Origin of the sequence: Pseudomonas abieticivorans, assembly GCF_023509015.1 — a bacterium.
Lineage (GTDB): Bacteria > Pseudomonadota > Gammaproteobacteria > Pseudomonadales > Pseudomonadaceae > Aquipseudomonas > Aquipseudomonas abieticivorans.
The window spans coordinates 6,501,668-6,526,959 of the sequence record NZ_CP094975.1 but is presented as its reverse complement, the minus strand read 5'-3'; the positions used below and the strand labels follow the sequence as shown (position 1 = coordinate 6,526,959).

General features: G+C 63.3%; 26 protein-coding genes. 18 read left to right on the top strand and 8 right to left on the bottom strand.

Going from position 1 to position 25,292, the window contains the following annotated elements:
* The first annotated feature begins 21 nt into the window (after nucleotides 1–21).
* The 4 genes from L9B60_RS29630 (at nucleotide 22) to L9B60_RS29615 (ending at nucleotide 3,647) form a co-directional block, all read left to right on the top strand.
* Entirely contained in the window at nucleotides 22–1,053 is a 1,032-nt protein-coding gene (locus tag L9B60_RS29630; protein ID WP_249674721.1) for a hypothetical protein, read from the top strand.
* 86 nt (nucleotides 1,054–1,139) lie between these two features.
* Nucleotides 1,140–1,928, top strand: a complete 789-nt coding sequence (locus tag L9B60_RS29625) for an SDR family NAD(P)-dependent oxidoreductase (protein ID WP_249674719.1) — start codon at nucleotides 1,140–1,142, stop codon at nucleotides 1,926–1,928.
* Nucleotides 1,929–1,972: 44 nt separating this feature from the next.
* Entirely contained in the window at nucleotides 1,973–3,268 is a 1,296-nt protein-coding gene (locus L9B60_RS29620) for an MFS transporter (protein WP_249674717.1), read from the top strand.
* Nucleotides 3,269–3,293: 25 nt separating this feature from the next.
* Nucleotides 3,294–3,647, top strand: a complete 354-nt coding sequence (locus L9B60_RS29615) for a nuclear transport factor 2 family protein (RefSeq protein ID WP_249674716.1) — start codon at nucleotides 3,294–3,296, stop codon at nucleotides 3,645–3,647.
* 4 nt (nucleotides 3,648–3,651) lie between these two features.
* On the opposite strand, the gene L9B60_RS29610 is transcribed toward L9B60_RS29615, so the two are convergent.
* From L9B60_RS29610 to L9B60_RS29595, 4 genes are all read right to left on the bottom strand, one after another.
* Nucleotides 3,652–4,485: an oxidoreductase gene (locus L9B60_RS29610; RefSeq protein ID WP_249674715.1), complete on the bottom strand. Its 834-nt coding sequence runs from the start codon at nucleotides 4,483–4,485 to the stop codon at nucleotides 3,652–3,654.
* A 70-nt stretch (nucleotides 4,486–4,555) separates the two neighbouring features.
* Nucleotides 4,556–5,791: an NAD(P)/FAD-dependent oxidoreductase gene (locus tag L9B60_RS29605; protein WP_249674714.1), complete on the bottom strand. Its 1,236-nt coding sequence runs from the start codon at nucleotides 5,789–5,791 to the stop codon at nucleotides 4,556–4,558.
* A gap of 20 nt (nucleotides 5,792–5,811) precedes the next feature.
* On the bottom strand, nucleotides 5,812–6,132 hold the full coding sequence (locus L9B60_RS29600; protein WP_249674713.1) for a 2Fe-2S iron-sulfur cluster-binding protein: 321 nt from the start codon (nucleotides 6,130–6,132) through the stop codon (nucleotides 5,812–5,814).
* Nucleotides 6,133–6,150: 18 nt separating this feature from the next.
* Nucleotides 6,151–7,413 (bottom strand): MFS transporter, encoded by a 1,263-nt coding sequence (locus tag L9B60_RS29595; RefSeq protein WP_249674712.1) that lies wholly within the window; start codon nucleotides 7,411–7,413, stop codon nucleotides 6,151–6,153.
* A 295-nt stretch (nucleotides 7,414–7,708) separates the two neighbouring features.
* On the opposite strand from L9B60_RS29595, the gene L9B60_RS29590 reads away from it, so the two are divergent.
* The 6 genes from L9B60_RS29590 (at nucleotide 7,709) to L9B60_RS29565 (ending at nucleotide 13,104) form a co-directional block, all read left to right on the top strand.
* Nucleotides 7,709–7,942 (top strand): ferredoxin, encoded by a 234-nt coding sequence (locus tag L9B60_RS29590; RefSeq protein ID WP_249674711.1) that lies wholly within the window; start codon nucleotides 7,709–7,711, stop codon nucleotides 7,940–7,942.
* A 27-nt stretch (nucleotides 7,943–7,969) separates the two neighbouring features.
* Nucleotides 7,970–8,728, top strand: coding sequence for an SDR family NAD(P)-dependent oxidoreductase (locus L9B60_RS29585; RefSeq protein ID WP_249674710.1), 759 nt, complete (start codon nucleotides 7,970–7,972; stop codon nucleotides 8,726–8,728).
* A gap of 42 nt (nucleotides 8,729–8,770) precedes the next feature.
* Entirely contained in the window at nucleotides 8,771–9,721 is a 951-nt protein-coding gene (locus L9B60_RS29580) for a VOC family protein (protein WP_249674709.1), read from the top strand.
* A gap of 1 nt (nucleotide 9,722) precedes the next feature.
* A complete protein-coding gene (locus L9B60_RS29575) occupies nucleotides 9,723–10,607 on the top strand; it encodes a fumarylacetoacetate hydrolase family protein (RefSeq protein WP_249674708.1) in 885 nt (294 codons plus the stop codon).
* A 38-nt stretch (nucleotides 10,608–10,645) separates the two neighbouring features.
* Complete coding sequence (locus L9B60_RS29570; protein ID WP_249674707.1) at nucleotides 10,646–12,220, top strand: MFS transporter; 1,575 nt, start codon at nucleotides 10,646–10,648, stop codon at nucleotides 12,218–12,220.
* Nucleotides 12,221–12,318: 98 nt separating this feature from the next.
* Nucleotides 12,319–13,104: an IclR family transcriptional regulator gene (locus tag L9B60_RS29565; RefSeq protein ID WP_249674706.1), complete on the top strand. Its 786-nt coding sequence runs from the start codon at nucleotides 12,319–12,321 to the stop codon at nucleotides 13,102–13,104.
* Nucleotides 13,105–13,118: 14 nt separating this feature from the next.
* Here the strand turns inward: L9B60_RS29565 and L9B60_RS29560 are convergent, their stop codons facing one another.
* Together L9B60_RS29560 and L9B60_RS29555 are read right to left on the bottom strand one after the other, a co-directional pair.
* Nucleotides 13,119–14,309, bottom strand: coding sequence for a thiolase family protein (locus L9B60_RS29560; RefSeq protein WP_249674704.1), 1,191 nt, complete (start codon nucleotides 14,307–14,309; stop codon nucleotides 13,119–13,121).
* Nucleotides 14,309–14,707 carry a Zn-ribbon domain-containing OB-fold protein gene (locus L9B60_RS29555; protein WP_249674703.1) on the bottom strand — a complete coding sequence of 133 codons (399 nt, stop codon included), beginning with the start codon at nucleotides 14,705–14,707 and terminating at the stop codon, nucleotides 14,309–14,311. The genes L9B60_RS29560 and L9B60_RS29555 overlap by 1 nt, the downstream gene beginning before the upstream one ends.
* Before the next feature lie 139 nt (nucleotides 14,708–14,846).
* Here L9B60_RS29555 and L9B60_RS29550 point away from each other — a divergent pair, with 139 nt between their 5' ends.
* The 4 genes from L9B60_RS29550 to L9B60_RS29535 all read left to right on the top strand — a co-directional run bounded on the left by L9B60_RS29550 (nucleotide 14,847) and on the right by L9B60_RS29535 (nucleotide 18,727).
* Entirely contained in the window at nucleotides 14,847–15,548 is a 702-nt protein-coding gene (locus L9B60_RS29550; protein WP_249674701.1) for an SDR family NAD(P)-dependent oxidoreductase, read from the top strand.
* Complete coding sequence (locus tag L9B60_RS29545; protein ID WP_249674700.1) at nucleotides 15,545–16,546, top strand: fumarylacetoacetate hydrolase family protein; 1,002 nt, start codon at nucleotides 15,545–15,547, stop codon at nucleotides 16,544–16,546. Before L9B60_RS29550 ends, L9B60_RS29545 begins: the two co-directional genes overlap by 4 nt.
* 124 nt (nucleotides 16,547–16,670) lie before the next feature.
* Entirely contained in the window at nucleotides 16,671–18,071 is a 1,401-nt protein-coding gene (locus tag L9B60_RS29540) for an aromatic ring-hydroxylating dioxygenase subunit alpha (protein WP_249674699.1), read from the top strand.
* An 80-nt stretch (nucleotides 18,072–18,151) separates the two neighbouring features.
* Nucleotides 18,152–18,727, top strand: coding sequence for an aromatic-ring-hydroxylating dioxygenase subunit beta (locus L9B60_RS29535; RefSeq protein ID WP_249674698.1), 576 nt, complete (start codon nucleotides 18,152–18,154; stop codon nucleotides 18,725–18,727).
* A gap of 27 nt (nucleotides 18,728–18,754) precedes the next feature.
* Here the strand turns inward: L9B60_RS29535 and L9B60_RS29530 are convergent, their stop codons facing one another.
* Nucleotides 18,755–19,492, bottom strand: coding sequence for a DUF2889 domain-containing protein (locus tag L9B60_RS29530; protein WP_249674697.1), 738 nt, complete (start codon nucleotides 19,490–19,492; stop codon nucleotides 18,755–18,757).
* A gap of 102 nt (nucleotides 19,493–19,594) precedes the next feature.
* Between L9B60_RS29530 and L9B60_RS29525 the strand changes: the two genes are divergently transcribed.
* On the top strand, nucleotides 19,595–20,395 hold the full coding sequence (locus tag L9B60_RS29525) for an SDR family NAD(P)-dependent oxidoreductase (RefSeq protein ID WP_249674695.1): 801 nt from the start codon (nucleotides 19,595–19,597) through the stop codon (nucleotides 20,393–20,395).
* A 70-nt stretch (nucleotides 20,396–20,465) separates the two neighbouring features.
* Here the strand turns inward: L9B60_RS29525 and L9B60_RS29520 are convergent, their stop codons facing one another.
* Nucleotides 20,466–22,097 (bottom strand): ATP-dependent acyl-CoA ligase, encoded by a 1,632-nt coding sequence (locus L9B60_RS29520; protein ID WP_249674694.1) that lies wholly within the window; start codon nucleotides 22,095–22,097, stop codon nucleotides 20,466–20,468.
* Nucleotides 22,098–22,354: 257 nt separating this feature from the next.
* On the opposite strand from L9B60_RS29520, the gene L9B60_RS29515 reads away from it, so the two are divergent.
* From L9B60_RS29515 to L9B60_RS29505, 3 genes are all read left to right on the top strand, one after another.
* A complete protein-coding gene (locus tag L9B60_RS29515) occupies nucleotides 22,355–23,020 on the top strand; it encodes a TetR/AcrR family transcriptional regulator (protein WP_438866036.1) in 666 nt (221 codons plus the stop codon).
* A gap of 350 nt (nucleotides 23,021–23,370) precedes the next feature.
* The gene (locus L9B60_RS29510; RefSeq protein WP_249674692.1) at nucleotides 23,371–24,435 is read left to right on the top strand and encodes an amidohydrolase family protein; all 1,065 of its coding nucleotides are present in this window, start codon (nucleotides 23,371–23,373) and stop codon (nucleotides 24,433–24,435) included.
* Nucleotides 24,435–25,286, top strand: a complete 852-nt coding sequence (locus L9B60_RS29505) for a fumarylacetoacetate hydrolase family protein (RefSeq protein WP_249674691.1) — start codon at nucleotides 24,435–24,437, stop codon at nucleotides 25,284–25,286. The genes L9B60_RS29510 and L9B60_RS29505 overlap by 1 nt, the downstream gene beginning before the upstream one ends.
* The last annotated feature ends 6 nt before the right edge of the window (nucleotides 25,287–25,292 follow it).

The following is a 25,292-nucleotide window of genomic DNA, read 5'->3' as shown; positions in this document are numbered from 1 at the left end:
ACAAAAAAAACAGAGGGCACCATGAGAACGTTTAAAACCATTCCGGAACGCGGCGATTTCGGCTTTCAGCAATTGGTTGGGCCGCACAAGGTCACGGGCGCCTCGATGGCGGCCGAACGCGGCTTCTTCGGCCTGCACCTGAGCAAGAGCTCGCCGTTTGGCTCTGTACGTGACGAGCAGGGCAACATCTATTCGTTCGTGCGCTCGTTGATGGCGCCCAACGGCACGCCGAACCCGACCAAATTCTTCTACCTGAACAACCATGTCGATCACGTCAACCTGCGCATGGACCACGAGAAAATGGCCAGGCAGGCGCTCACGCCGATGCCGGTGCACAGCTTGGACGGCGACACGGCACGCTGGGCCAGCCAGCCGGGTGAGCCTGGCAACGGCTGGGAGATCACCGCCAACAGCGAGCGCCTGACCTGGAAAGAGGACGGCCTGTTTCACCTGGAAGGCCGCCTGCTGGGCCCGGGCCTGCAGTGGTACCTGCCGGGCGTTGAGTGGGGCACCTTCTACGTCTCGCAACTGTGGGAGCTGTCGGGGGTGTGCGAAGGCCGCCCGGTCAAGGGCGCCATGGCGCTGGATCAGTTCTACATGGCAGAAGGCGGCGCCATCCACTTCAAGAAGGATTTGGTGGTCAACAACAATAAGCACGTGATCTGGTGGTCGTTCGTCACCGTATACAAGGACGGCACCTGGGACACCGGCTCGTTCATGGTGGGCCATGACCACTTGGGTTACGCGATTTTCAACAATGAAAAAGGCGAGGTGCGGGTAACCACCGACATCGAAGGGCTGACCGAGCACAAGGACGGCAGCTACTTCCTCAAATCCGCGAAAATCGTGCTGGAAGGCAAGGAGCAATGGGAGTTCTTGCCGGACGAGAAGGGCGAGATGATCGATTTCGTCGGCGGCTTCCCCATCACCGCCCAGCAGGAAGGGCGCTGGCGCAAGGTGGGCGATACCCGCGAGCCGTCGCACTGGTTGGGCTGGGGTGAATCGGACCGGCGCAACGGTTCGGCGCGCAACGTCAAGGGCCAGGACCTGTAGCACCCCTCTGCAGGCGCCCGCTGCCGGCAAGGGCCGGGCGCCCACTGCAACACGCCTCGGCTAATAAGAATAATGAGGACATGGCGATGAAGTTTTCCAACAAAGTAGTTTTGGTCACCGGTGCCGGGCGCGGCATGGGCCGGGCCATCGCGCTGGCCTATGCCCGCGAAGGTGCCAAGGTGGTGGTTTCGGCCCGCACCGCCAGCCATGGCGAGCACACCGTGGCGCAGATCCAGGCCCTGGGCGCCCAGGCGTGCCTGGTAGGCGGCGACATTGCCGACCGCGAGGCGATCAGGTCGATGGTGCAAGGCGCTGTCGAGCATTTCGGCACGCTGGACATCGTCGTGCATTGCGCTGCCGATACCAGCCACGGGTTGATGGCCGAAATGGCCGATGACACCTTTGATCACATCGTGCGCAGCAATATCCAGTCGCTGTTCTGGCTGGCCAAGGACTGCGCGCCGTACCTGTCCCTAGCCACCGACAAAGGCCGGCTGATCTTTATCTCCTCCGGCGAAGCCAACCGCAAGTACACGCCCCGGCTGATCGCCTATGGCGCCAGCAAGGCGTTCATGAACGCCTTTGCCCGTGGCCTGGCGGTGGAGTTTGGCGCCTTGAACATCCTGGTCAACGTGGTGGAGCCCGGCTTGATCGGCACCGATCACATGCTCGAAACCCTGGGCAACGAGTTGCCTCATCAGTTGGCCGCGCACTTCCCGGTAGGGCGGTTGGGCGAGTCGGCCGACATTGCCAACGCAGTGCTGTTTTTGACCTCCAACGAGGCGTCCTATATCACCGGCACCTCGCTGCTGGTGGACGGCGGCGCGACCATGATCGCGCTGCCCAAGGTCGAAGACATCCTCAAGGGCCATTAATCATGTGGCGCGGCCGCATGGGCGGCCTCGCCGGGAGTTTACACATGACCACTGACACACGCGGTACCAAGGCCCCTGGCGGCAGCGATTTTTCCGAGTTCCGGCGCGGCTGGCGCGTGGTGCTGCTGGGGCTGTTCGGCATCTGCACCAGCATTACCGCCGCGCTGTTGTACGCCTTTGGCACCCTGGTGATCCCGCTGGAACAGGCCTTCGGCTGGAGCCGCGGCGATCTGCAGGCCAGCATCACCTTCCTGTTCGCCGGCGTCGCGATCTCCACGCAACTGGTCGGCTGGCTGTACCGCCGCCATGGCCTGCGCCGGGTGGCGATCTTCTCGATCGTGCTGCAAATTATCGGCTACTTCGCGATCACCCGCATCCAGGGCTCGATCGGCTGGTTGTACCTGGCGTTTTTTGCCATGCCCATCGTGTGCGCCGGCACCATCGCCATCACCTGGACCCAACTGGTCAACCTGTGGTTCGAGCGCAACCGCGGCCTGGCGCTGGCGATCATCCTCTGTGGCACCGGCCTCATGGCAATGATTTTGCCGCCGCTGTTGTCGCGGCTGATCGCCGCCTACGGCTGGCAGGCCGGGTTCTATGCCCTGGGGGCGATGCCGTTGCTGTTTACCTTGCCCCTGACGTTATGCTGGTTGCGCCTGCCGGGCCAGCCTGCCGGGGCTCAACCGGCCAAACAGGACGCCCCCGTGCAACTGTCCGGCATGAGTTTCAAGCAGGCGTTGCGCAGCCGCATGTACTGGGGCTTCAACGTGGCGCTGATCCTGTCGGTGTCGTTGACCGTCGGCATGGTCACCAACATCGTGCCGATGCTGCAAAGCAAGGGCCTGAGCCCGCAGCAGGCGGCGCAAGTGTTCAGCACCTTTGGCATTTCGATCATTGCCGGCCGGTTGCTGGTAGGTTACCTGCTGGACCGCTATTCGCCTTCCAAGGTGGCAGCGGCGAGCCTGGCATTGCCCGCGCTGGGTTGCGCCATTTTCTACTTCAGTGCGGGCCAAAGCACCCCTCTGCTGGTGCTCGCCACCTTGTGCATCGGTGCCAGTGCCGGCGCCGAGTTCGACCTGGCGGCGTTCCTGATGGCGCGCTATTTCGGTCTTCGCGATTACGCACGCATCTTTGGCCTGCACCTGTGCCTGATCACCATCGTTTCCGGGTTGGTACCGATGCTTTTTGGTCACCTATACGATGTCTACGGCAGCTATTCGGCGGTGCTGGCGTGCTGTTTCTGCTGCGCCATCATTGGCCCGGCCCTGTTGCTGTGGCTGAGGATGGAGCCGGCGTTCCTGGCGCGCCAATATCCGTGGCAACAGCAGCAACCCACTTGATCCTAACCTGAGGAAGACCTGCATCATGAGCATGGACAGAATGGCAATCGAACGTTTCCTGCACGGTCAGATCGACTGCTGGAACAAGGGCGACAAGCAGGGGTTTTTTGACCACTACAAAAGTGTCTCGGCCAACGGCCTGGACATCGAGTACGTCGGCCGGCCGCCGCAAGAGGACGCGTGGCAAGTGCTGGAGGGCATGTGGGCGGCGCAGCAGCCGAAGATTCGCGTCGAGGTGCGCCAGTGCATCATCAATGGCAACGAGGCCGCCTGCCACCACCTCAATGCCCTCCGTGAACAGGAGGGCGGTATCGAGACCATCGAGTTGTATCAGTTCGGCGAGGGCACGCTGTCGGTGCGCTACTTCATCGACCTGTAGCCTTTCACATACCGTCGGTTGAAGCCGACAGCTCGCGCCATTGTTCACTGTGCGCGAGCATGTCGGTGAGTTTGTCGCGTACCTGCCGGTAGGCGTCAGAGCCTGCGAGGTAGCGCAGTGGCGGCTCCGGGTGATTGGCCAGGTGCACCAGGGCTGCGCCCAGCTTTGCCGGGTTGCCGGTCTGCTTGTGGTTGTAGGCGGCCGAGGCGCCCCGGACTTTGTCCGTGAACGCGGCGTAGTCCTCAAGCGCCCTTGCGCCAAACACTGCGGAACTTGGGTCCAGGAAGTCGGTGTTGAACACGCCCGGTTCCACCAGCGTGACCTTGATGCCGAACATGGCCACTTCCTGGGCCAGCGACTCGGAAAACCCCTCCACGGCAAACTTCGACGCGCAGTACAGCGCGGCGCCGCCCATGCCCAGGATCCCGCCCATCGACGACACATTGAACACCCGCCCGCTGCGCTGCCGGCGCATCACCGGCAGCACGGCGCGGCACACGTTGAATACGCCGAAAACATTGGTGGCGAATTGCCTGTCGGCATCGCTGGCAAAATTGTCCTCGAAGGGCGCCAACTGGCCATAACCGGCGTTGTTGACCAGCACGTCGATGCGCCCGAAGTGCGCCACGGCGTGTTCCACGGCCGTGAGGGCCTGGGCTGGGTCACTGACATCCAGGGCCACCGACAGCACGCGCTCGCCGTAATCGGCAAAGTTGCCTTGCAGCGCCTCTAGGCGCCGGCCACTGACCACCACGTTGTCGCCTGCGGCCAGGGCAGCATGGGCGATGGCGGCGCCCAGCCCGCGGGCGGCACCGGTAATAAACCAGGTCTTGTTCATTGCATTGCTCCTGCCATGTGCGCACGAAAAAGCCGCATGCAGCGCCACGCTGATGCGGCTTGGGGGGAGATCATTCGCGGTTGGCCGCTTCCCAGGCCTTGAGGTCGAAACCCTCGGCGGCCGCTTGTACGGCAGTCAGGCGGGGCGCGCGGGCGAGGATCTTGCGCGCGGCCATGTGGTCGCCCATGCGGTTGCAGGACTCCACCGCCACCAGCCGGTCATTGCGAAAGCACAATACGGACAGTTGCCGGTCGGCTGCCGAGCCCAGTACCACGCTGCTGTCGTAGCCCGTCGAGAGCCCGGCAATCTGCAGCTTGAGGTCGCCCTGGTCGGTCCAGAACCAGGGCAGGGCGCCGTAGGGTGCTGGCTTGCCCATCAGGCGCGCCGCCACGGCGCGGGCTTGATCCACGGCGTTTTGCACCGACTCGAGCCGGGTGTGCTGTTCATCGTTCTGCAGGCACGGGAAGCTGGCCACGTCGCCCAGGGCGCTAATCAACGGGTCGCTGGTGAGCAGGTTGGCGTCCACCTTGATGCCGTTCTCGATGGCCAGGCCCGCTTCGGTCGCCAGTTGCGCGTTGGGAATCACGCCGATACCGAACACCACCAGGTCCGCTGGCAGGCTGCGCCCGTCTTGGGTGTGCACGGCGCAGACCTTGCCGTTGTCACTGTCGATGCGGCTCAGGCCCTGGCGAAAATCAAAACGCACGCCCCAGGCTTCGTGGGCCTGGCGAAACAGCGCCGACATTTCCTGCGACACGGCGCGGGCCATGGGCCGCTCGCCCAGCTCCAGCACATGCACGGTCGCACCTTGGGCTGCGGCGACAGCGGCGAATTCCAGGCCGATAAAGCCTGCGCCCACCACCACCACGTTGCGCGCCGCCTTGGCCAGCGGCGCCAGTGCATCAGCGTCGGCCTTGGTCTTGATGCCAAACACCTGCGGCAGGTCTGCGCCGGGCACCGGCAACGGCCGGTTGTGGGCCCCAGTGGCCAGCACCAGGTGGTCGTAGCCCAGCGCATCACCTGAAGCCAGCAGCACGCGGCGGTTCAGCCGATCGATGGCGGTGGCCTGGTCATGCAGCAGGTCGATGCGCTGGGTGACGTAGAACGCCTGCGGGCGGAACAACAGGTTACTGTCCTGGATCTTGCCCAGCAGGTAGGCCTTGGACAACGGCGGGCGCTGGTAGGGCAGGCCTGGTTCGTCGCCCACCAGGGTAATGCGGCCTTCATAGCCTTCCTGGCGCAGCGAGGTGGCCACTTGAAAGCCGGCCTGGCCGGCACCGACGATAACGACAGAGGCGAGGGTCATGGATGCTCCTTGACGCACATTCAGAATTGCGAGGACGGCAGGCGCAGCACCATGCCGTCCATGTCTTCGCTGATGGTCAGCTGGCAGCACAGGCGGCTGTTGTCCTGGCGCTCGAAGGCGTATTCCAGCATGTCGGTTTCCGGGCTTTGGGCCTGGCCCACCGTGCCCAGCCAGGCGTCGTCGACATAGGCGTGGCAAGTGGCGCAGCTGCAGGCGCCGCCGCAGTCGGCGGGGATGCCGGGCACCGAGGCAAAGGTGGCTGCCTGCATCACCGATTGGCCGATGCTGCCCGTGACCTGGTGCTCGGTGCCGTTGTGTTCAATAAACGTCAATGTGGGCATGATCTGCTCCGGTTGTTCTCAGGAGTGGGTGGGCAGTGCGTGCGCGGCAAAGCGCGGCACTCGCCCCAGGGTCAGTAGCAGCAGCGGGCCGATCACGCAGCAGGCGGCGCTGTACAGCAACATGGCGGTGTAGGAGCCGGTACGGGCCAGCAGCATGGCGAACAACAGCGGGGCCAGGGCCGACGCCACGGTATTGAGGCCCTGGTGCACGCCAAACAGGCGCCCGTATTCACGCAGGCCGAAGTACCGGGCGACCAGGAACGCGGCGATGTCGAACTCTGCGCCCGCACCAAAGCCCACCAGTACGGCTGCCAGTATCAATGGGGCGATTTCGGTGGTTGTGTTCAAATAGATAAAGCAGCCGATGGCTGGCAACAGCAGGCTGATTGCGGACACGGCCGGCGGCCACAGGCGGTCCAGCAGGTAGCCAATCAGCAACCGGCCAAAAATCAGCGAAAGGCCGAAGCCGCTGAACACCGTGGCTGCGTCGCCGGCCGACAGGCCCCTGGCCTGCAGCATGGGGATGGTGCTGGTGACCATGCCCACGATCGAGGAAATCACCAGGCTGAGCGCCAGGTTGCAGGTCCAGAACTTCAGCGAGCCCATGGCTTCGCGAAAGCCCATGCCGGGCAGGGCGGCCAGCTCGCCGGCGGCGTTGCCGTTGCTGGCCGCCGTGGGCAACTTGAACCAGAACACGATCAGCGGCAGTAGCACCAACAGGTTGAGCAGCGCCAGGATCACGAAGGCGGCGCGCCAGTCCCACTGTTCAATGCCCCAGGCCAACAGCCGGGGAATGATGGCGGCGGTCACGCCGGTGCCCGACAGCCCGATGGCCAGGGCCAGCCCGCGGTTGCGGTCGAACCACAGGCTCAGCAGTTGGGTCCAGGTGACCGCCAGGGCGCCCATGCCGACGATCGGCAGCAGCGCGAAGGCCAGGTACATCGACCAGATCGAGGAGGTCAATTGGGTGGTGGCCAGGTAGCCGAGTGACAGCAGCAACAGGGAAACGATCGTGACCCGCTTGATCCCAAAGCGCAGGTTGAACCAGCCCACCAGCTGCAGCGACACCACCGCGCCGCCGAACAGAAAGGTAATGCACGCCTGCAGCTCACCTGGTGTCCAGCCAAAGGCGTTGCGCAACGGCACCACCAAAGTCCCGAAGCCATACAGCAAGGCGGCGTTGATGCTGATGGCGACGCCGGCCAATGACAGGACCAGGATCCGCCAGCCTTGGCGAAATTCACGGAAATCGATGGCCGCTTCGTTTTTCGAAGGCTGCATGGGGTTGGCTTCCTTATAGGTTTTGTTGAGCCAAGCACGGGTAGCGAGACAGTGTGTTCAAGTCGCTTTTCGCAGAATCCTGTTTCGTATCCAGAATAAAATCAGCGATTTTCATTTGTCCACTACAGCCATGCGACCAATAGACAAACGAATTTCCTGCACCGACGGCCGTGTTCAATCAAATTGCTTTTGCCGTGCCGAATGCCTGTCAGCATATCCGCGCTAAAAATTAATTGCACATAAAATAAATAAGTGTTCATAATTTGCTGAGGCTGGACCTTATAAGGAGAAAAAAATGAGTTCAGAACCCGTGCAATTCATCGCGGTGGCAGACCGCAGCCGCTGCTGTGGCTACGGCCTGTGCGCCGCCATCTGCCCCAGTGTCTACAAGCTCGATGCCGATGGCCTGGTGTACTTCGACGACCCCCGTGTGCCACCGGAGCTGGAAGAGGAGGCCCGCGAAGGCGCGGCGGCTTGCCCGGCAGAAGCCATCTGGCTGGAACCGGTCGCCGCGCACGACGCCGTCTGATCCAATCACCGAGTCGAGGAAGTGCTGATGGGACGATTGAACAACAAGGTGGCCTTGATCACCGGCACCGGCGGCGGCCAAGGGCGCGCGGCAGCACTGCGGTTCGCCCGCGAAGGGGCGATAGTGGTGGGGTGTGACTTCGTTGCCGCAGGCCACGAAGAGACTGCGGCGCTGATGCAGGCCGAAGGCTTCACCCTGTACGGCAGCGCGCCGGTTGACCTGGGCGACCACGAGCAGGCCAAGGCCTGGATCGAGGCCGCGGTGGCCGAGCATGGGCGTATCGACGTGCTCTACAACAACGCCTCGGCGGCGCGTTTCGGGCTGGTCAGCGAGCTGTCGATCGAGGATTGGCACTACACCCTGCGCAACGAGATCGACCTGCTGTTCTATACGACCAAGTACGCCTGGCATCACCTGGCCGAACAGCGCGGGGTGATCATCAACGTGTCGTCCACTGCCGCCTGGGGCGGCTCGAAAGCGGCCGGTATCAGCGCGCATTCGGCGGCCAAGGGCGCGGTGGTGTCCTTTACCCGGCAAGTGGCCGTGGAAGGCGCGCCGTTCGGCATTCGTGCGGTCAGCGTAAGCCCCGGCTTCGTCGCCACGCCCGGCACCCGGCCGTTCCTGGAAGACCCCAAACTGCGCGCCATGCTGCTGGACGGCGTGCTGATGGATCGCCCCGGCGAGCCCGAGGAGGTGGTGGCGCTTGCGGTGTTTTTGGCCAGCGACGAGGCGTCTTTCGTCACCGGCTCAGACTTTGTCATCGACGGTGGCCTATTGGCGGTCTAGGGCACGTCGCTTCATCCCAACAAGAACAAGAAGGTGGATAACGTGGACATCATCGGTATCGGCTACATGGGCTTCGAGACCCCGCACCTGCAAGCGTGGCGCGAGTATGGTCCGCAGGTGATGGGCTTCGGCATCGGCAAGAACCCCGAAAGTGACCCCGACTCGCTGTATTTCAGGATTGACGATCGCCGCCATCGCTTTGCCTTTCACCCAGGCAAGGTCGACCGTATTGCCTACATCGGCTGGGAAGCCGTGGGCCGCATGGCGTTCGAGGCGGGCATCAAGAAGCTGGAAGCCGCCAACGTCGAGTACAGCCGCGGCGACGCGCAGTTCTGCGAGCTGCGCGGGGTTCGCGAAGTGGTGCGTTTTCGCGACCCCGTGGGCTACCGCCACGAACTGTTCTATGGGCAGAAATGGCTGCCGCGCTCCTTCCAGCCCGGGCGCCCGCACAGTGGCTTTCTGGCCGATGAGCGCGGCGCCGGCCACGTGGTGCTGATCACCCCGGACTACACCCCGGAACTGGAAAACTTTTTGCTCAACGTCATGGGCTTCAGTTGGTATGGGGCGGGGGCGGGCAAGGGCCGCACCGGGTTTTTCCGCTCCAAGCTCAACCACCACACCAGCCACGACATCGCTTATGGCCACGGCCCCGGCCGGATGGGCGTGCAACATGTCGGGTTGTTTGTGCGCAACGTGCGCGACGTGGGCGAAACCTACGACATCGTCCGCCAGCGCGAACTGCCGATGATGATGACCTTGGGCCAACATGCCCAGGACCCGCACCTGTCGTTCTACCATTTCAACCCCTCGGGCTTTGCTTTCGAAACCATTGCCGAAATCGAGCCGTGGCAGGGCGATCCCTACGAGTTGAACCCGGAAAAACTCAGCCTGTGGGGGCACGAGATGGTCGGGCCGATACTGGGCGCCAGCGTCAAGACGCCTGAAGAAGTGCTCGACGCCGACTACCTGCCCACCTACCTGGCCAAACGCTGACATGCGCGTGGCACGGGTGGAGGTTGATGGCCGGGCCTTCTGGGCATTGCTGGAAGCGGAAACCAGCCGGCTGCGGCCCATCAACGCGCCATTTGCCCAGTGGGCCGGGTTGCGCGGGCCGGCTGCGCTGCAAGCGCTTGATCTGGGCGAGCAGCGCCTGCCCCTGGCCGCGGCGCGCCTGCTCCCGCCGCTGGAACCAGGCGGCCGGGTATTCGGCGTGGGCCTGAATTACCTGAGCCACCTCAAGCGCCTGGGCAGCGAGGCGCCGGCCCATCCGTTGGCCTACATCAAGCCTGAATCGGCGCTGGTCGGGGCCGAGGACGACATCCATTACCCGCCGCTGACCCGCCAACTGGACTACGAAGTGGAACTGGTCGCGGTGGTGGGCCGCCCGTTGCTCGACGAACTGCGGGCCAGCCACTGCCTGCTGGGCTACACGGTGGGCAATGACATCAGCGCGCGGGACGCCGGCAAGCAGATCGGCCGCCTGGACCTGCTGACCCAGAAAGCCATGGACCGCACCACGCCGGTCGGTCCGTGGATCGTTACCCCGGACGAGTTGGGCGTGCGCGGGCAGCCAGCGTTGAACATGCAACTGCATGTCAACGACGAACTGCGCCAGCAGGACAACACCCGGCACATGATCTTCCCCTTGGATGAGCTGCTCAATTACCTGGATGCACGCATCAGCCTGCGCCCAGGCGACTTGGTGTTTACCGGTTCCAGCCACGGCGTGGGGCTGGAGAGCGGGCGGTTTTTGCAGCCCGGTGACCAGGTCCACGCGCAGATCAGCGGCATCGGCCGCTTGCGCAACACCATTGGCGCCCCGCGGCGCTTGAATGCCGCGCGGGCGAAGGGCCGCCTGGGCCAACCGCTGGTCCCTTGAACGACGACTACCCCCTTACACAACAGCCAGGAGTGAAGATGAGCGAGGCTTCGGCGTGGGCGCCGTTTCGCAACAAAGCGTTCCGCGGCTTATGGCTGGCGGGCGCTGTGGTCAACCTGGCGATCTGGATGCAGACGGTGGGTGCAGCCTGGATCATGACCACCCTGACCACCTCGCCAGCTTTGGTGTCGCTGGTGCAAACCGCGATGACCTTGCCGGTGTTCCTGTTCGCCTTCCCGGGCGGGGTGATCGCCGACCGGGTGGACCGCCGCCGTTGGCTGATCATTACCCAGGCGATGATGCTGTGCGCCGCCGTGGCGTTGGGCGCCTTGGCCTGGTGTGCGCATTTGCAAGCCCTGGGCTTGCTGGCATTGACCTTTGTGCTGGGCACCGGCAGCGCCCTGGGCATGTCGGCGTGGATGGTGACCATGGTGGGCGTGCTGTCGCGCGACCAGGTGCCAGCCGCGGTGTCACTCAACGGCATTGCCATCAACGCCACCCGTGCCTTGGGCCCGGCGTTGGCGGGCGCGTTGATCGCCTACTGGAACACCACCTCGGTATTTTTGGTCATCGCCCTGTGCATGTTCGTGGTGCTGCTGTTTCTGTTTCGCCTGGCCCCTGTGCCTCCTGAGACGGGCCTGCCACCGGAAACCCTGGTGGGCGGCATGCGCAGCGGCCTGCGCTACATCCGTCATTCTTCGGTGCTGGGCAGCGCACTGCTGCAAGTGCTGGTGTTTACCAGCAGCGCCAGCGCGCTGTGGGCCTTGATGCCGCTGGTGGCCAAGCAGTCGCTGGGCATGGATGCCGGTGGCTACGGCCTGTTGATGGCGTTCCTGGGGGCTGGCGCGGTGATCGCGGCGCTGAACTTGCCGCGGTTGTACCGCCGCCTGAGCCTGCGGCGCTTGATCATATGGGGCGTGCTCGCGTTCAGCGCCGCCACCTTGAGTGCCGCGCTGGCGCACGACCGCTACGTGGTCTGCGCGATGATGCTGCTGGCCGGCTTCGGCTGGATGGCAGTGAACGCGACGATTTCCACCGTGGTGCAAACCTATGCTGCCAATTGGGTGCGGGCGCGGGTGGCTTCGCTGTACGTGTTGACCTTGATGGGCTCGATGGCGGCGGGCGGTGCAGTGTGGGGCGCCTTGGCCGAGTACCTGGGGCTTGGGCACAGCCTGTTGCTGGCGGGGCTGTTGTTACCGGCCGGGTTGCTGGTGACGCGCAAGGGCCACGTGGAATTGGGGCAGGAGGCCGACTTTGCCCAGGTGCAGGCCACCGACAAACTGCCGCTGATGAGCACGGTGAGCCACGCCGAAGGCCCGGTGTCGGTGGAAATCGTTTATCACGTGACCCAGGCCGAGCGCGACGGCTTCCTGGCTGCCGTGTACGCCGTCGGCAAGGCCCGGCGGCGCAACGGCGCGCAGGGTTGGCGGCTTTACCGCGACATGGCGGACCCGCACGTGTACAGCGAGCGGTTTATCGTCGAGTCCTGGCTCGACTACCTGCGCCAGCAAGCCCGGGTAACCCGCGCCGACCATGGCCAGGAGCGCCTGCTGGCGCACTTTCGGCGCGAAGCCCTGCAACCTCGGCGGCTGATTTACCAACCGCCCACGTGAGGCTAGGTATCAAAAAGGTGAAATTCCCAGATAAAATTTTACGTCAGGTTTTGTTCTCAGGTTAGAATGATGAAAATCATGGGTTACCTGGGCCGGGCATGGACACTACTGACGTCAACGACAGCACTAAACTGGCAGGAGCGGTCATCGTCAAGCCGGTCTCCAACGCCGTGCGCATCCTGCGCCACTTAAGCCTGGTCGGCACGCCGGAACGCTCGGTGGACATCGCCCGGCAACTGGAGATCAACCCCAGTACCTGCTTCAACATTCTGCGCACCCTGGTGCACGAGGACGTGGTCGACTTCAGCGCCTTGTCCAAGCGTTATTCGGTGGGGCTGGGGCTGGCCCGGTTGGTGGAGCAACAGGTCAGCCAGGGCCATCGCATACAAATGGCCAAGCCACAGTTGCAAAACCTGGCGGCCCGTTTAGGGGTGACCATCACCCTGTGGCGCCGCATCAGCCCCAATCGCATCGTCATCGTCAGCTCTGCCGCAAGCCCCGCCGCCGTGCGCATCGACATGGCCGAAGGGCAGCGCCTGCCGTTGTTGATGGGCGCCAGCGGGCGGCTGTTCGCCACCCAAGTGGACCTGGACGACCCGCAGGTACAGAGCGGTTTCGAGGGCATCCGCTGGACCCGCCCTTTGACGCTTGCCGACTATCGCGAAGAAGTGAAACTGGCGGCCCAGCGCGGTTGGGCGATGGACGACGGGCACTTCTCGATGGGCATCCTGGCGGTGGCGGCGCCCATCTACTCACCGTCCGGCAGCATCGATTTCACCGTGTCGGCGGTGATGTTTCGCGGGCAGCGGGACGAAGAGGGCCTTGCCGAGCTTGGCAAGGCGCTGATCGAGTTCTGCGCCGAAGTGGCGTGCGTGCTGTACTGAAGTGAAGCGCGCTGCTATTCGCGCACCAGCAGCAGGCTGCCGCCCAGCGGGCCGCCGCCTGCGGCCACGGTGCTGACTGCGTGGTCGTGGGTTTGTCGGCCCTCGGCGCGGCCCCACAGTTGCTGGCAGGCCTCGTGCACGTAGCCCAGGCCGTGGGTGCGCCCCCCCGATAACTGCCCGCCATTGGTATTGATCGGCAAGCTGCCGTGCAGGGCGATGCGCGTGCCGCCCTCCACGAACGCACCACTTTCGCCGGTGGGGCACAGGCCCAGGGCTTCCAGCCAGATCAGCGTCAGGATCGAAAAACCATCGTACAGTTGCGCGCTGCCCACGTCCCGGGGGGTGTAGTCGGTGCGCGCCCACATCATCCGGCCCACGTCGAAGGCGGCCATGCGGGTCAGCGAGATCTGGTCCCAGGACCAGGGCTGGTTCAGCGCCGCGCCCATGGCTTCGATGCGGATGGGCCGATTTGGCAGGTCCTGGGCAATCTCCCGGCGCGACAGGATGATGGCGGTGGAGGCGTCGCAGTGCACGTCGCAGTCGAACAGGCGCAGGGGCGAGGAGATCATGCGCGACGCCATGTAGTCGTCCATGCTCATGGGCGTGCGGTACACCGCCTTGGGATTGCGCATGGCGTTCTGCCGGCAGGTCAGGGCGATCTGCGCCAACTGCTCGGGCCGGGTGCCGTACTGGTGAAAGTGGCGCTGGGCATACAACGCCATCAGGTTGATGCCCGACTGCACGTTGAACGGCGTGAACCACTGCCAGGCAAAGCTGCTGTCGCGGCCCTGGGTCTTGCTGGTCAGGGCGCCGGCCTGCTTGTTGGTGACGCGGGCCGAGGCCTCGGTGATGGTGCGAAACACCAGCACGTGCTTGCACAGCCCAGTGGCAATGGCCATGGCCCCGTTGATCACCCCGGCAAGCGGCCCCGGGCCTTCATAGCCGCCGCCGAACCAGTTCACGTTGAGCCCCAGGGCGCTTTTCAATGCGCTGGGGCCGACCGGCGAAAACGCGTCGCCATTGTTGTTGTCACCCGGCCAGCAGGCTACCCCGTCGATATCGCTGCGTTGCAGGCCGGCGTCGGCGATCGCCTGCAGGCAGGCGTCGACGGTCAGGCGCATGGCCGACAGGTTGGACGGCCGGCCGACTTCCGACTGGCCGACACCGGTGATGGCGACGTCTTTTTCGTAACGATGATCGAACATCACTGATCCTTCTCGAACAGAGGCAACCACACGTCCTCGACATTGAGGAAACGCACCTTCACGGGCAGGTCGATGTGCACCTCGTTGACTGGCATGCCTACCACGTTGCTGACGAACTGCAGGCCGGGTTGCTCTGCAAGCTCGATGATCGCCACCACGTAGGGCACCTCAAGGTCAGGCGCCCACGGCTGGTGGTTCACGGTGTAGCTGAGCACTCGGCCCTTGCCGGAAACCGCCTGGGGCGCCACCTCAAAGCTTGCGCAGTGGGGGCAGAGCGGGGCAGGCGGGTGGAAGAACTGGCTGCAGGCCGCACAGCGGTGCATCAGCAAGGTGCCCTGTGCGCCACCCTGCCAGAAGGCACGGTTGTCGGCATTGAGTGCGGGGAGTTTTCTAGGCATGGGCAGTCCGCGGCTAAGGATTTGACTCGAAGTCATACGGTATCATTTGAACATATTTTAGAAAAGTGTCATATATTTGTGCAGTGAACGCACGGGTCGACCGTTCGTGCGGTAAAAACAACAACAAGAGGGTTGCGCTATGTCCCAGTCATTACAGGGCAAAAGGATAGTTGTCACCGGCGGGTTCGGTGTCTTGGGCAGCACATTGGGCAAGTACTTGCTGGCGCGCGGTGCGCGAGTGGCCTTGCTCGATCGCAGCGAGGCACCGGCGGCGCTGCTGGACACCCCCGACCTGCTGTGCCTGGAGGGGGTCGACTTGAGTTCGACAGCCTCGGCCGACAACGCTTTTGCGCGTGTCGCCGCGCAGTGGGACGGCATTGATGGCCTGGTCAACGTGGCGGGCGGCTTTGCCTGGGAGACCGTGGAGCAAGGGCACCTGGAGACCTGGGACCGCCTGTACCAGATGAACCTGCGCACGGCGGTGGTCAGTGCCCAGTCGGCGCTGACGCACCTGGTGGCCAGCGCCGCCGGGCGCATCGTCAACATCGGTGCCCTGGCTTCGCTCAAGGCAGCAGCCGGCATGGGCGCCTATGCCGCTTCCAAGGCCGGGGTGGCGCGCTTTACCGAAGCCCTGGCCGAAGAACTGAAAGACCGTGGGGTGACGGTCAACGCGGTGCTGCCGAGCATCATCGACACCCCGGCTAACCGCGCCGACATGCCCGATGCCGACAGCAGCCGCTGGGTAACCCCGCAGGCATTGGCGGCCGTGGTTGCGTTCTTGTTGTCTGATGACGCGCAGGCCGTCACCGGCGCCCTGCTGCCTGTGAGTGGCCGCGTATGAGGCTGGTGACCTACACCGACGCCTGGGGCGTGGACCGTGCCGGTGCGTTGTTCAATCAGGACCAGCAGGTGCTCGACCTGCAAGGCGCCTACCGCACGCTGGAAGGGCAGGACACTGCTGCCCTGGCCAGCATATTGGCGCTGGTGGAGGCCGGTGAGCCGGCACTGGCCTTGGCGCGCACGCTGTTGGCCCGGGCACCGGCGCCGGCGGTGCTGGAGCGCGCCGACGTGAAGCTGCGTGCGCCGATCCAGCCGCCGCCGCAAATGCGCGATTGCTCCTGCTTTGAACTGCACCTGCGCCAGAGCTTTGCCGCGGCACGACGCGCCCGTGCGCTGCGCACCGAAGACCCCGAGGCTACCTTGAAGGCCATGAACACCCGCGCCGACGACCGGGTGATCGAGACCTTCAACAAGCAACCGATCTACTACAAGGGCAACCGTTTCGCCGTGATCGGCATCGACGACGAATTTCAATGGCCCAGCTTCAGCCGGGCGCTGGATTTCGAGCTGGAGTTTGGCTGCTACATCGGCAAACGGGGCAAGGACATCAGCCGCGACGCCGCCCGCGGGCACATCGTTGGCTACACCATTTTCAACGACATGAGCGCCCGCGACGCCCAGGCCCTGGAGATGCCCGGCATGCTTGGCCCAGCCAAGAGCAAGGACTTCGACACCGCCAACATCATGGGCCCGTGCCTGGTGACCGCCGATGAACTGGGCGATCCGTACGACCTGAACATGGTCGCCCGGGTCAACGGCCAGGAGTGGGGGCGCGGCAATACCCGCGACATGCGCTGGCAGTTCGAGGATGTGATCGCCCATGTGTCGCGCGACGAAACCCTGTACCCCGGCGAGTTCCTGGGGTCGGGCACGGTCGGCAACGGCTGTGGCCTGGAACAGCTGCGCTATCTGAAGCGTGGCGACGTGGTGGAACTGGAAATCGACGGTATCGGCGTTTTGCGCACCCAGGTTGGCCACAAAGTGCTGGCCGGGGCTTGAAAGGAGCGTGAAGGACAGGTGATTTCACTCACAGTAAGTGCGTGAATTTTATATACACAAATCAATAAAGTGTCTTATATTATCGTGCGGCTCACCGCCGTGAAGCCAAGAGTAGGAGGCAAGCATGCTAACAATAACAAGCCCCGTGTTGTCGGATGGAACCAAGGTCTCGGACCTCATCTACCCCTCCAGCCGTGAAGTACAGATGCGCGTGTTGTCTGACCGCGAAATTTACGAACTGGAGATGGAAAAGATCTTCGGCAAGATATGGGTGCTCCTGGGGCACGAATCGGAGATCCCGAATTCCGGCGATTTCATGGTTCGCGACCTGGGTTCGGACTCGGTGATCGTCGCCCGGGGCAAGGAAGGCGAGGTCTTCGTTACCCTCAACGTCTGCCCGCACCGTGGCATGCGCATCAGCACCGCCGACTGCGGCAACACGCAAATTCACAAATGCATCTACCACGGTTGGGCGTTCCGGCCCAACGGTGATTTCATCGGTTCGCCCGTCGAGCGCGAATGCATGCACGGCAAGATGCTGCCCAAGTCCGAACTGGGCCTGAAGAAGGCCCGGGTCACCTTGTATGGTGGCTTGGTGTTTGCGACCTGGAACACCGAGGGTCCTTCGTTCGACGAGTTCCTGGGTGATGCCAAGTGGTATTACGACATGCTGTTCTGCCGCTCGGACAAGGGCATGGAAGTGCTCGGCCCGCCGCAGCGTTTTATCGTCAACGCCAACTGGAAAACCGCGGGCGAGCAGTCGGCTGCCGACGGCTTCCACACCCTGACCTTGCACCGCTGGCTGGGCGAGGTGGGCAACTATGCGAAAAAAGGCGAGGGCGAAACCGCCGACCTCAGCCCGGAAATGATCGGCGTCGAAATCAGCTCGCCCCACGGCCACGCCCTGCGTTGCATTGACCTGGCGCGCAAGATCAAGCGCCTGACCGGGCTGGACCCTGCCGAGCTTACGGTGCAGCAAAAGCTTGAAGCCTTGCCGCCGGCCGGCATGACCGCCGACATGGTCGAGCAACTGGCGCGCAACCTGACCGAAGACCAGTTGAAGGTGCTGACCAGCATGCCGCCGCAGGTGGGGGGCATGTTCCCGAACATTCTCTTTGGTTTTGTCTACATTCCCCAGCCAGACGGCAGCGTGGTGGGCTCCATGACCCTGCACGCCTATGTACCCCGCGGGCCCGACCAGTTGGAGTTCGTCAACTGGGTATTTGCCGAGAAGGACGCCTCGCCGGAGCTGCGCGACAAGATGCTCAAGCAGACCATCCAGTTGTTTGGCACCTCGGGCATGGTCGAGCAGGACGATTCCGACACCTGGCCGCACATGACCCTGGCCGCCAAAGGCGCCATGGGCCGCAAGAGCACGCTCAAGTACCAGGCGTGCTTTGAAACCGGTGCGCCAGAAGGCTGGCCCGGCCCTGGCATCGTCAACGAAGGTTTCACCAAGGATGACACCCAGTGGCATTGGTGGTTGTACTGGCATGAACTGATGATGGCCGACGACCAGCAATAAGCCTATGCGTGCGCCGCGGCTCAAATGGGCCGCAGCGCAGGCAGCGTCCCCTGCACAACAATAACAGTGAGGAAATACTCATGGCTCAGGTTCAACAACGCGGCGTGGAGGATATCCAGCCGGGTTCCCCGGTCGGTACCCAGCGGGTGCCGGTGGGCTCGCCGATCTATAACCAGGTGGTGACCTTTCTCTACGAGGAAGCCACCTTGCTCGACCAGATCCGCCTGCAGGAATGGGCCGAGCGCCTGGACACCGACCTGGTGTACACGGTGCCCCTGCGCCAGACGCGCCTGGCGGCCGAACTCAGCGCCACCATCGTGCGCACGGTGCAGCATTACCATGACGACTACCGCTCGATCATGGGTCGTATCCTGCGCTTGTCCGGCAAGAGCGCCTGGGCCGAGGACCCACCCTCGCGCACCCGTCGCCTGGTGACCAACGTGTTCGTCGAAGAAACCACCAAGCCCGACGAGTTCGTGGTCACCAGTTACCTGCTGTTGACCCGCAGCCGGTTCAAGGACCACCACGTCGACATCATCAGCGGCGAGCGGCGCGACGTACTGCGCCTAAGTGATGCGGGCTTCAAGTTGGCCCGGCGCGAGGTCATCCTGGACCAGGCCGTGCTGGGCACGCCGAACCTGGCGGTGTTCCTCTAGGGCGTTTTGGGCAGGGGCCTGGTTCCGCTAAAGCCCCTGCAACCAGGCCTGGTCCTGGGCGCATAGCAATTGGCGTTGATGGCTGAAATCCAGGGTCGAGCCTTTCATGCGCAAGGCCTGCTCGGCGCGCTCGGCCTGCTGGCTGTAGCAGCGATTGCTGTTTTCGGCATGCACGTGCGCGTCCAGGTCATGGGCACGGCCCATGGAAATCAAGGTGCACCGGCGCAGCAGCAGGGCGGCCTCGGCGGTTTCCTCGCTTAGCGTGCCCAGGGCCCAGCGGGCCATGCCTGCGCGCAGGTTGACGCCGGCATAGGGGCTGGGGCCCTCGATCAGCGTACCGTTGACTTCCCAGGCCAGCAACACGTGATGGTCACGCGCAAGCGTGGCGTGGGTGCGCTGGTTGACCCGCCGTGGGATCTCGATGTCGTAGCGCCGCATGGCAGTACCACGCGCAGCGCTGGCAATGGCCAGCCCCGCCAGGTCGAGCAGGTGGGTGCATTGATGGCTGGCATCGGTTTGCCGGGTCACCGAATGGGCGACGCGATCCAGCGGCATGCCCAGCAGTTGCTGTAATTGATCGCAGGCTTGGGTGCACAGGGTATAGGGATAGCGCAGCGCTTCGCCGCCGATGGCAATGACGCAGCGGCCGTCGTGGCGGGCCCACACGCGAAAGTGATGGAAGTCGTCTTCCAGGGCGGCGCGCACTTCGCCCGCGCCGTTGGCGGCGCGACCGATGATGTCCACGCGGCGGTGAAATGCAGTCATCCTCGATATCCTTGTTCTACAGCTGTTCAGGCGGAAGAAATCAGTTATATTTGAACACTATACTAAAATATGTTCACTAAAAAACAAGAAATGGAGTGGCTCATGGCACTGCTGAACGAACAGGTTGCGTTGATCACCGGCGCAGGGGGTGGCATCGGCCGCGGCGTTGCACTCAATTTTGCCAAGGAGGGTGCCGCGGTGGTGGTGGCCGAGCTGGACGCCGCCAGCGGCGAGGCGGTGGTCGCCGAGCTCAAGGCTCTGGGCGCCAGGGCGGTGTTCATCAAGACCGACGTGTGCGACAAGGCCCAGGTAGAGGCCGCCGTGCAATTGGCGGTGGACGAGTTCGGCGGGTTGGACATCTTGGTCAACAACGCCTTCGCGCCCACCCCCAACGTGCTGCTGGAAGACAAGACCGACGCCATGCTGGAGCAAACCCTGGGGTCGACCGTGTGGGCCGCCTGGTGGGCGATGAAAGCCGCGTTGCCGCATATGAAGGCACGGGGCGGTGGCAAGATCGTCAATTTCTACTCCATCGATACCGAGATCGGCGCCTGGTTGCATGGTGACTACAACACCGCCAAGGCTGCCATCGTCGGGCTTACGCGCAGCGGGGCCGCGGAGTGGGGGCGCTTCAATATTCGCGTCAACGCGATCGCGCCCACGGCCATGGGCGCCACGTTCCACAAGCTGGCGGCTGAAAACCCAGGCTTTGCCGAGATGTCCGCGTCCATGCGCCCGCTGGGGCGTTGTGGCGAGCCGGAAGCCGACATCGGCCCGGCGGTGGTGTTCCTGGCCTCGGAGATGTCGCGGTTTATTACCGGGGAAACCTTGCATGTGGATGGAGGGCTGCATTTGCCAGGCTATAACTCGCGGCCCAAAGGGATACCCGTGCGCGAGTATTGATTAAGCGTTGGCTGCGGCCTTCCCCCCAGCCCTCTCCCGGGGGCGAGGGCTGGGGTGAGGGGCAAAGGTGCTACTTCTTGGAAACCACAATGGACGTGGTTTCAAGGTCCCACGTCGTCGCCGTCTTGCCTTCATCGCGCAACTGGTACTTCAGCACGCGCCCCTGAGGGTTCTTTGGCAAGCTGGCGCGAAACTCGATGTAGCGCGGCAGCGCGTAGTAGGGCACCGCGTCGGTGGCCCAGTGGAACAGCGCCTCGGGCTCAAGCGCGACACCTTCGTGCAGCACCGCGGTGACCTTCACGTCATCCTCGCCCTTTTCCGAAGGCACCGCGTGCACGGCCACCTCGGCCAGCGCCGGGTGGACGGCAAACGCGGCCTCCATCTCGAAGCTGGAGATATTTTCGCCACGGCGGCGCAAATAGTCCTTCTTGCGGTCGACGAAATAGAAGAAGCCCTCGTCGTCGAATTTGCCGATGTCACCGCTGTGAAACCACATGTTGCGCATCAGCTTCTGGGTGTCTTCGGGGCGGCGCCAGTAGCCCTGGAACATGATGTCGGGGCGCAGCGGGCGCACGACGATCTCGCCGGCGCAGTTGGCCGGCAGCTCCTGGTCCAGTTCGTCGACGATGCGCACGTCGAAGTCGGCGATGCGCTTTCCAGACGAGCCGGGCGCGGCGTATTCGCCCGCAGGCAGCGAGGTGATCACGCAGGCTTCGGTCAGGCCGTAGCCGTTGCCGCCCACCAGCGGAGTGCCGAAACGCTCGCGCCAGATTTTCTTGGTGTCTTCGGTGTAGGGGTTGCCGCGGGCGGTGTGGATCTGGCCAACGCAACGCAGCATCGCGTCGTTATCCGGGGCTTGGGCCAGCAAGCCACCCATGCCGCCCAGGATCGAGGCAATGGTGGCGCCCGAGCGCTCCACTTCTTGCCAGAAGTTGGACACCGAGAAGCGCGGCAGGATCGCGGCACGCGCGCCTACCAGAATGCTGGCGATGATCGACACGCACAGGGCGTTCATGTGGAACAGCGGCAGCGGCGTGATGGTGACGTCGTCGGCGCTGGCCGGGCCTGCGCGCAATTGCAGGCGTGCCAGGTTGCACATGAAGTTGTAGCTGATCATGCAGCCCTTGGACGGGCCCGTGGTGCCGGAGGTATAGATCAGGCAGGCCAGGTCCGACGGTTGCGGTTTGCCGGGCAGGGGCGTGGTGTCGTTGCCACGCAGATCGTCCAGGGGGGCGATGCGAATTCGGCAATCGGCCACGCTTGCCAATGGGCCGCGATGAAGAATGTGCCGGACGTCGTGCAGCTGTTCCGCCAAGGGGGTGATGCGCGACAGGTAGGCCGCTTCGCAGATCACCAGCGATGTGCCGGTATCGGCGATCTGGTGGCGCAGGAACTCGCCCTTGAGCGCCGTGTTGATGGGCACGCTGACGGCGCACAGCTTGTTGATGGCCAGCCAGGTGGTCACCGCATCGATGTTGTTGTCCAGCATCGTCAGCACGGTTTCGCCAGCCTTGACCCCCAGAACGGCCAGCGCGTTAGCCATTTTTGTGGAAAGTGAGTCAACCTGTGAATATGTGTATAACTCGCCGCTGAAATCCAACAGGATTTTGTCTGGGTGCCTTGCTACTGAACGCTCTAACGCATCGATGACCGTGTCTCGATCTCCCACTGCCCATGTCTCGGCATTTCCGGTGCTGCCCATGTCTGTTCTCCGTTTAGGCGCCAAAAGCGGGTGGCTCGCCTGATTTTATTTTGATGAGAGAATCGCATTCTAGATAAAAAATCAAATAATGTCTTTAGCAATAAGTTGAACATGTTGTGTTATTTATGCACAGATCCTGTGTTAATGTTTCTCATCTTTATTTTTCATGAGCTCATCACGCCATGCCAAAACCCGCTTCCCAAAAGGCGCAAACGCCTTCTCCCGCTGCCAAAAGCACGAAGGCAAAGAAGCCTGCGGTGGCGCCAGTCAGCCCGCCTGCAGCCAAGCCGGTAGAGCGTCGCGCGGGTGTCAAAGCGGCGACCAACAGCCCTGTCAAACCTAATCGCCGTTCAGAAGAAACCATCGCCAACATCCTCAAGGCCACTGAAGAAGTGGTGCTGATGTCGGGTGCCGATCGCATCTCGATCCTCGATGTGTGCCAAGTGGCAGGTGTTTCGCGCGGCACTTTTTATCGGTACTTCGCTTCGCAAGAAGACCTGTTGGACACGTTTTCGCGACACAAGCGCGAAAGCTTCCACAGCTCCCTGTCCCAGGAGCTGGGCCACATCACCGACCCCGAAGCGCGCCTCAACGCCTTGTTCGCCTACCTGGATAACTACTTGGAGCAAAGCCGGGCACGTCGCCTGCTGGTGGTCGCACCCGACTACGCGCTGGGGTTTTTCCGGCGGATCTTTCACGACTCGATCGTGCGTTTCCAAGACGGCCTGGGCATCGTTTTCGATGACTGGGACGAGCGCCTTGGCGTGCGCCTGGACCGCGAATTGATCTGTGAAATGATCATCCGCTACGTCTTGAGCGAAATCCTGGTGCCCGAGGCCGCAGGCCGTCGTTTATTCCCCGTGCGGGTTAAAAAACTGCTTGGCGCGCTGATCATGGGCTCCACCTCGCGCACCCGCCGCTAAACCCGACGTTTTATCCCCCTTGCGTTGCGAGAGCCCCCGAATTTCGGGGGCTTTTGCATTTTCGTGCCGTCGTTTTCCGGCCTGCAAAACGCTTCCTTTTCGCTGAATGCGCCAGGTTTTGACCTGGGTGCCCTTTGCATCGCAGCGCCTTGAGGGCTCTGGAATGGGCTTCTGCGTGCCTGGCTAAAAATAATATGAACAGTATTTTGATTTCTGCTCAATTTAAATTTAAGCTCAGGCCTTAGCAGCGAGCCGTTCGGCTTTACCTGGTTGCGGCGAACCGACCTTCGCCGCGGCCAGGCACCGCGCTAACAACCAACAAAAAAGTGCCAACCTCGAGGTACCTAGACATGCTCATCGATCTCCACGCCCACGCTCCCCACCCGGGCTACTACAACCAGCACCCTCACTGGGGGCCGTTCTTCGAACAGCACGCCGACGGCGACATCAAGCTGCGCGTGGGGGACTGGATCCTGGGCCTCGGCTCGCCCGAGCGTAAGGCAGCCGTGCGCGCCGGCAATGGCCCCAAGCTCGAGGAGTACCTGTCACGCTGGGCCGACCCGAAGGTGCGCCTGGCGGGCATGGACAAGGCGGGGCAGAACCTGCAAGTGGTCTCGGTGCCTTCCCATTGCTACATGTACTGGACCGAGGCTGAGTTCGCCGTGCCGTTCGCTCGCACGGTGAACAGCACCCTGGCCGAATACTGCTCGGCAGCACCGGACCGCCTGATGTTCTGGGCACACGTGCCGTTGAACTCGCCTGAGGCGGCGGCCGCCGAGCTTCGCTACGCCTGCACCGAACTGGGTGCCAAGGGCATGGTGGCCGGTGGCGCCAACTTCGGTGGCTTGGAGTTTGACTCGCCGGAGCTGGACGTGGTGTGGCGCACCCTGTGCGACCTGGACCTGCCGATGTTCATCCACGGCTACAACCAGTCCGTCACCTGGGGCAAGAAAGCCAACGACGATCGTTACGAAACCACGGCCATCGTCGGCATGCAGTACGACGAGACACGCTGCTTCTGGAATCTGATCTGTGGTGGCGTGCTCGATCGCTTCCCGGACCTTAAGGTGTACATCACCCACGGTGGCGGTTACGTGCCGTACCAGTTGGGCCGCCTGGCCAAGACCAACGAGAACCTGGACGTCAAGTACAACAAGAAGCCGCTGCTGGAGTACATGAAGAACTTCTACTTCGACGTGGAACTGCACGAAGTGCCGATGCGCCAGGCCCTGGTCGACATCATTGGCGCCGACCACGTGCTGTACGGCAGCAACTTCGGTGGCAGCGACGCCGTGCGTCACGACCTGACCGATGGCCTGCGCCTGTCGGACGGCGATTTGCGCAAGATCCGCTATGAGAACGCTTGCCGCTTGCTGCACCTGGACCCGGCCAAGTTGGGCAAGGTAGGTGCCTGATGAAAATCGCCCGCTGCGAGTACTTCGAGTCCGGGATTTTCTGGGCAGTGGTCGACATTGCGCAAAATGAAGTGACGCCGATTTCCGGCGAGTTCAAGGATTGGGCGCCGGCGGTGGCCGCCGGTCGCGGCATCAGCTCGGTGCGTATCGCCGGGCCCTCGCTGCCGTTGTCCAAGGTGCGCCTGCTGCCACCCATCGAACCGGTCAACCGGGTGGTGGTGGCCGGGGCCAACTACGCCAAGCATCTGGTGGAGTTTGGCTTGAATGCGCCGGCCCAGCCGGTGGCCTTTCTCAAGGCCTACGGTGCGTTGATCGGCGCCCATGACCCGATTCGCTTTCCACCTTTGACCGAGGAGCTTGATCACGAAGTCGAGCTGGTGGCAGTGATCGGCACGTCGGAAATTGACCTGGAAAACCCGCTGGCCTGCGTGCTGGGGTACACGGTGGGCAACGACGTCAGTGCCCGCGACCTGCAGCGCAGCGGCGCGGCGGGCATTGGCATGGACTTGTTCGCCGCCAAGAGCCAGGACCAGACCACCGGCCTTGGCCCCTGGATCGTCACCAAGGACGAGTTTGCCGAAGGTTCGCCCAAGCTGCGCCTGACCTTGAAGGTCAATGGCCAGGTACGGCAAGACGGCAGCACCGCCGAAATGACCTGGGATGTGGGGCAGTTGATTCGCTTCGTGCAGCAACGCTCCAGTTTTGCCTGTGGCGACGTGCTGTTCACCGGTTCGCCAGCGGGCGTTGGCATGGGCACCGGCCTGTTCCTGCACGAGGGTGATGTGGTGGAGGCCAGCGTCGAGGGTATCGGCACGCTGCGCAATGTGGTCGGCAAGAAAATCCGCGTCTAATCGAGA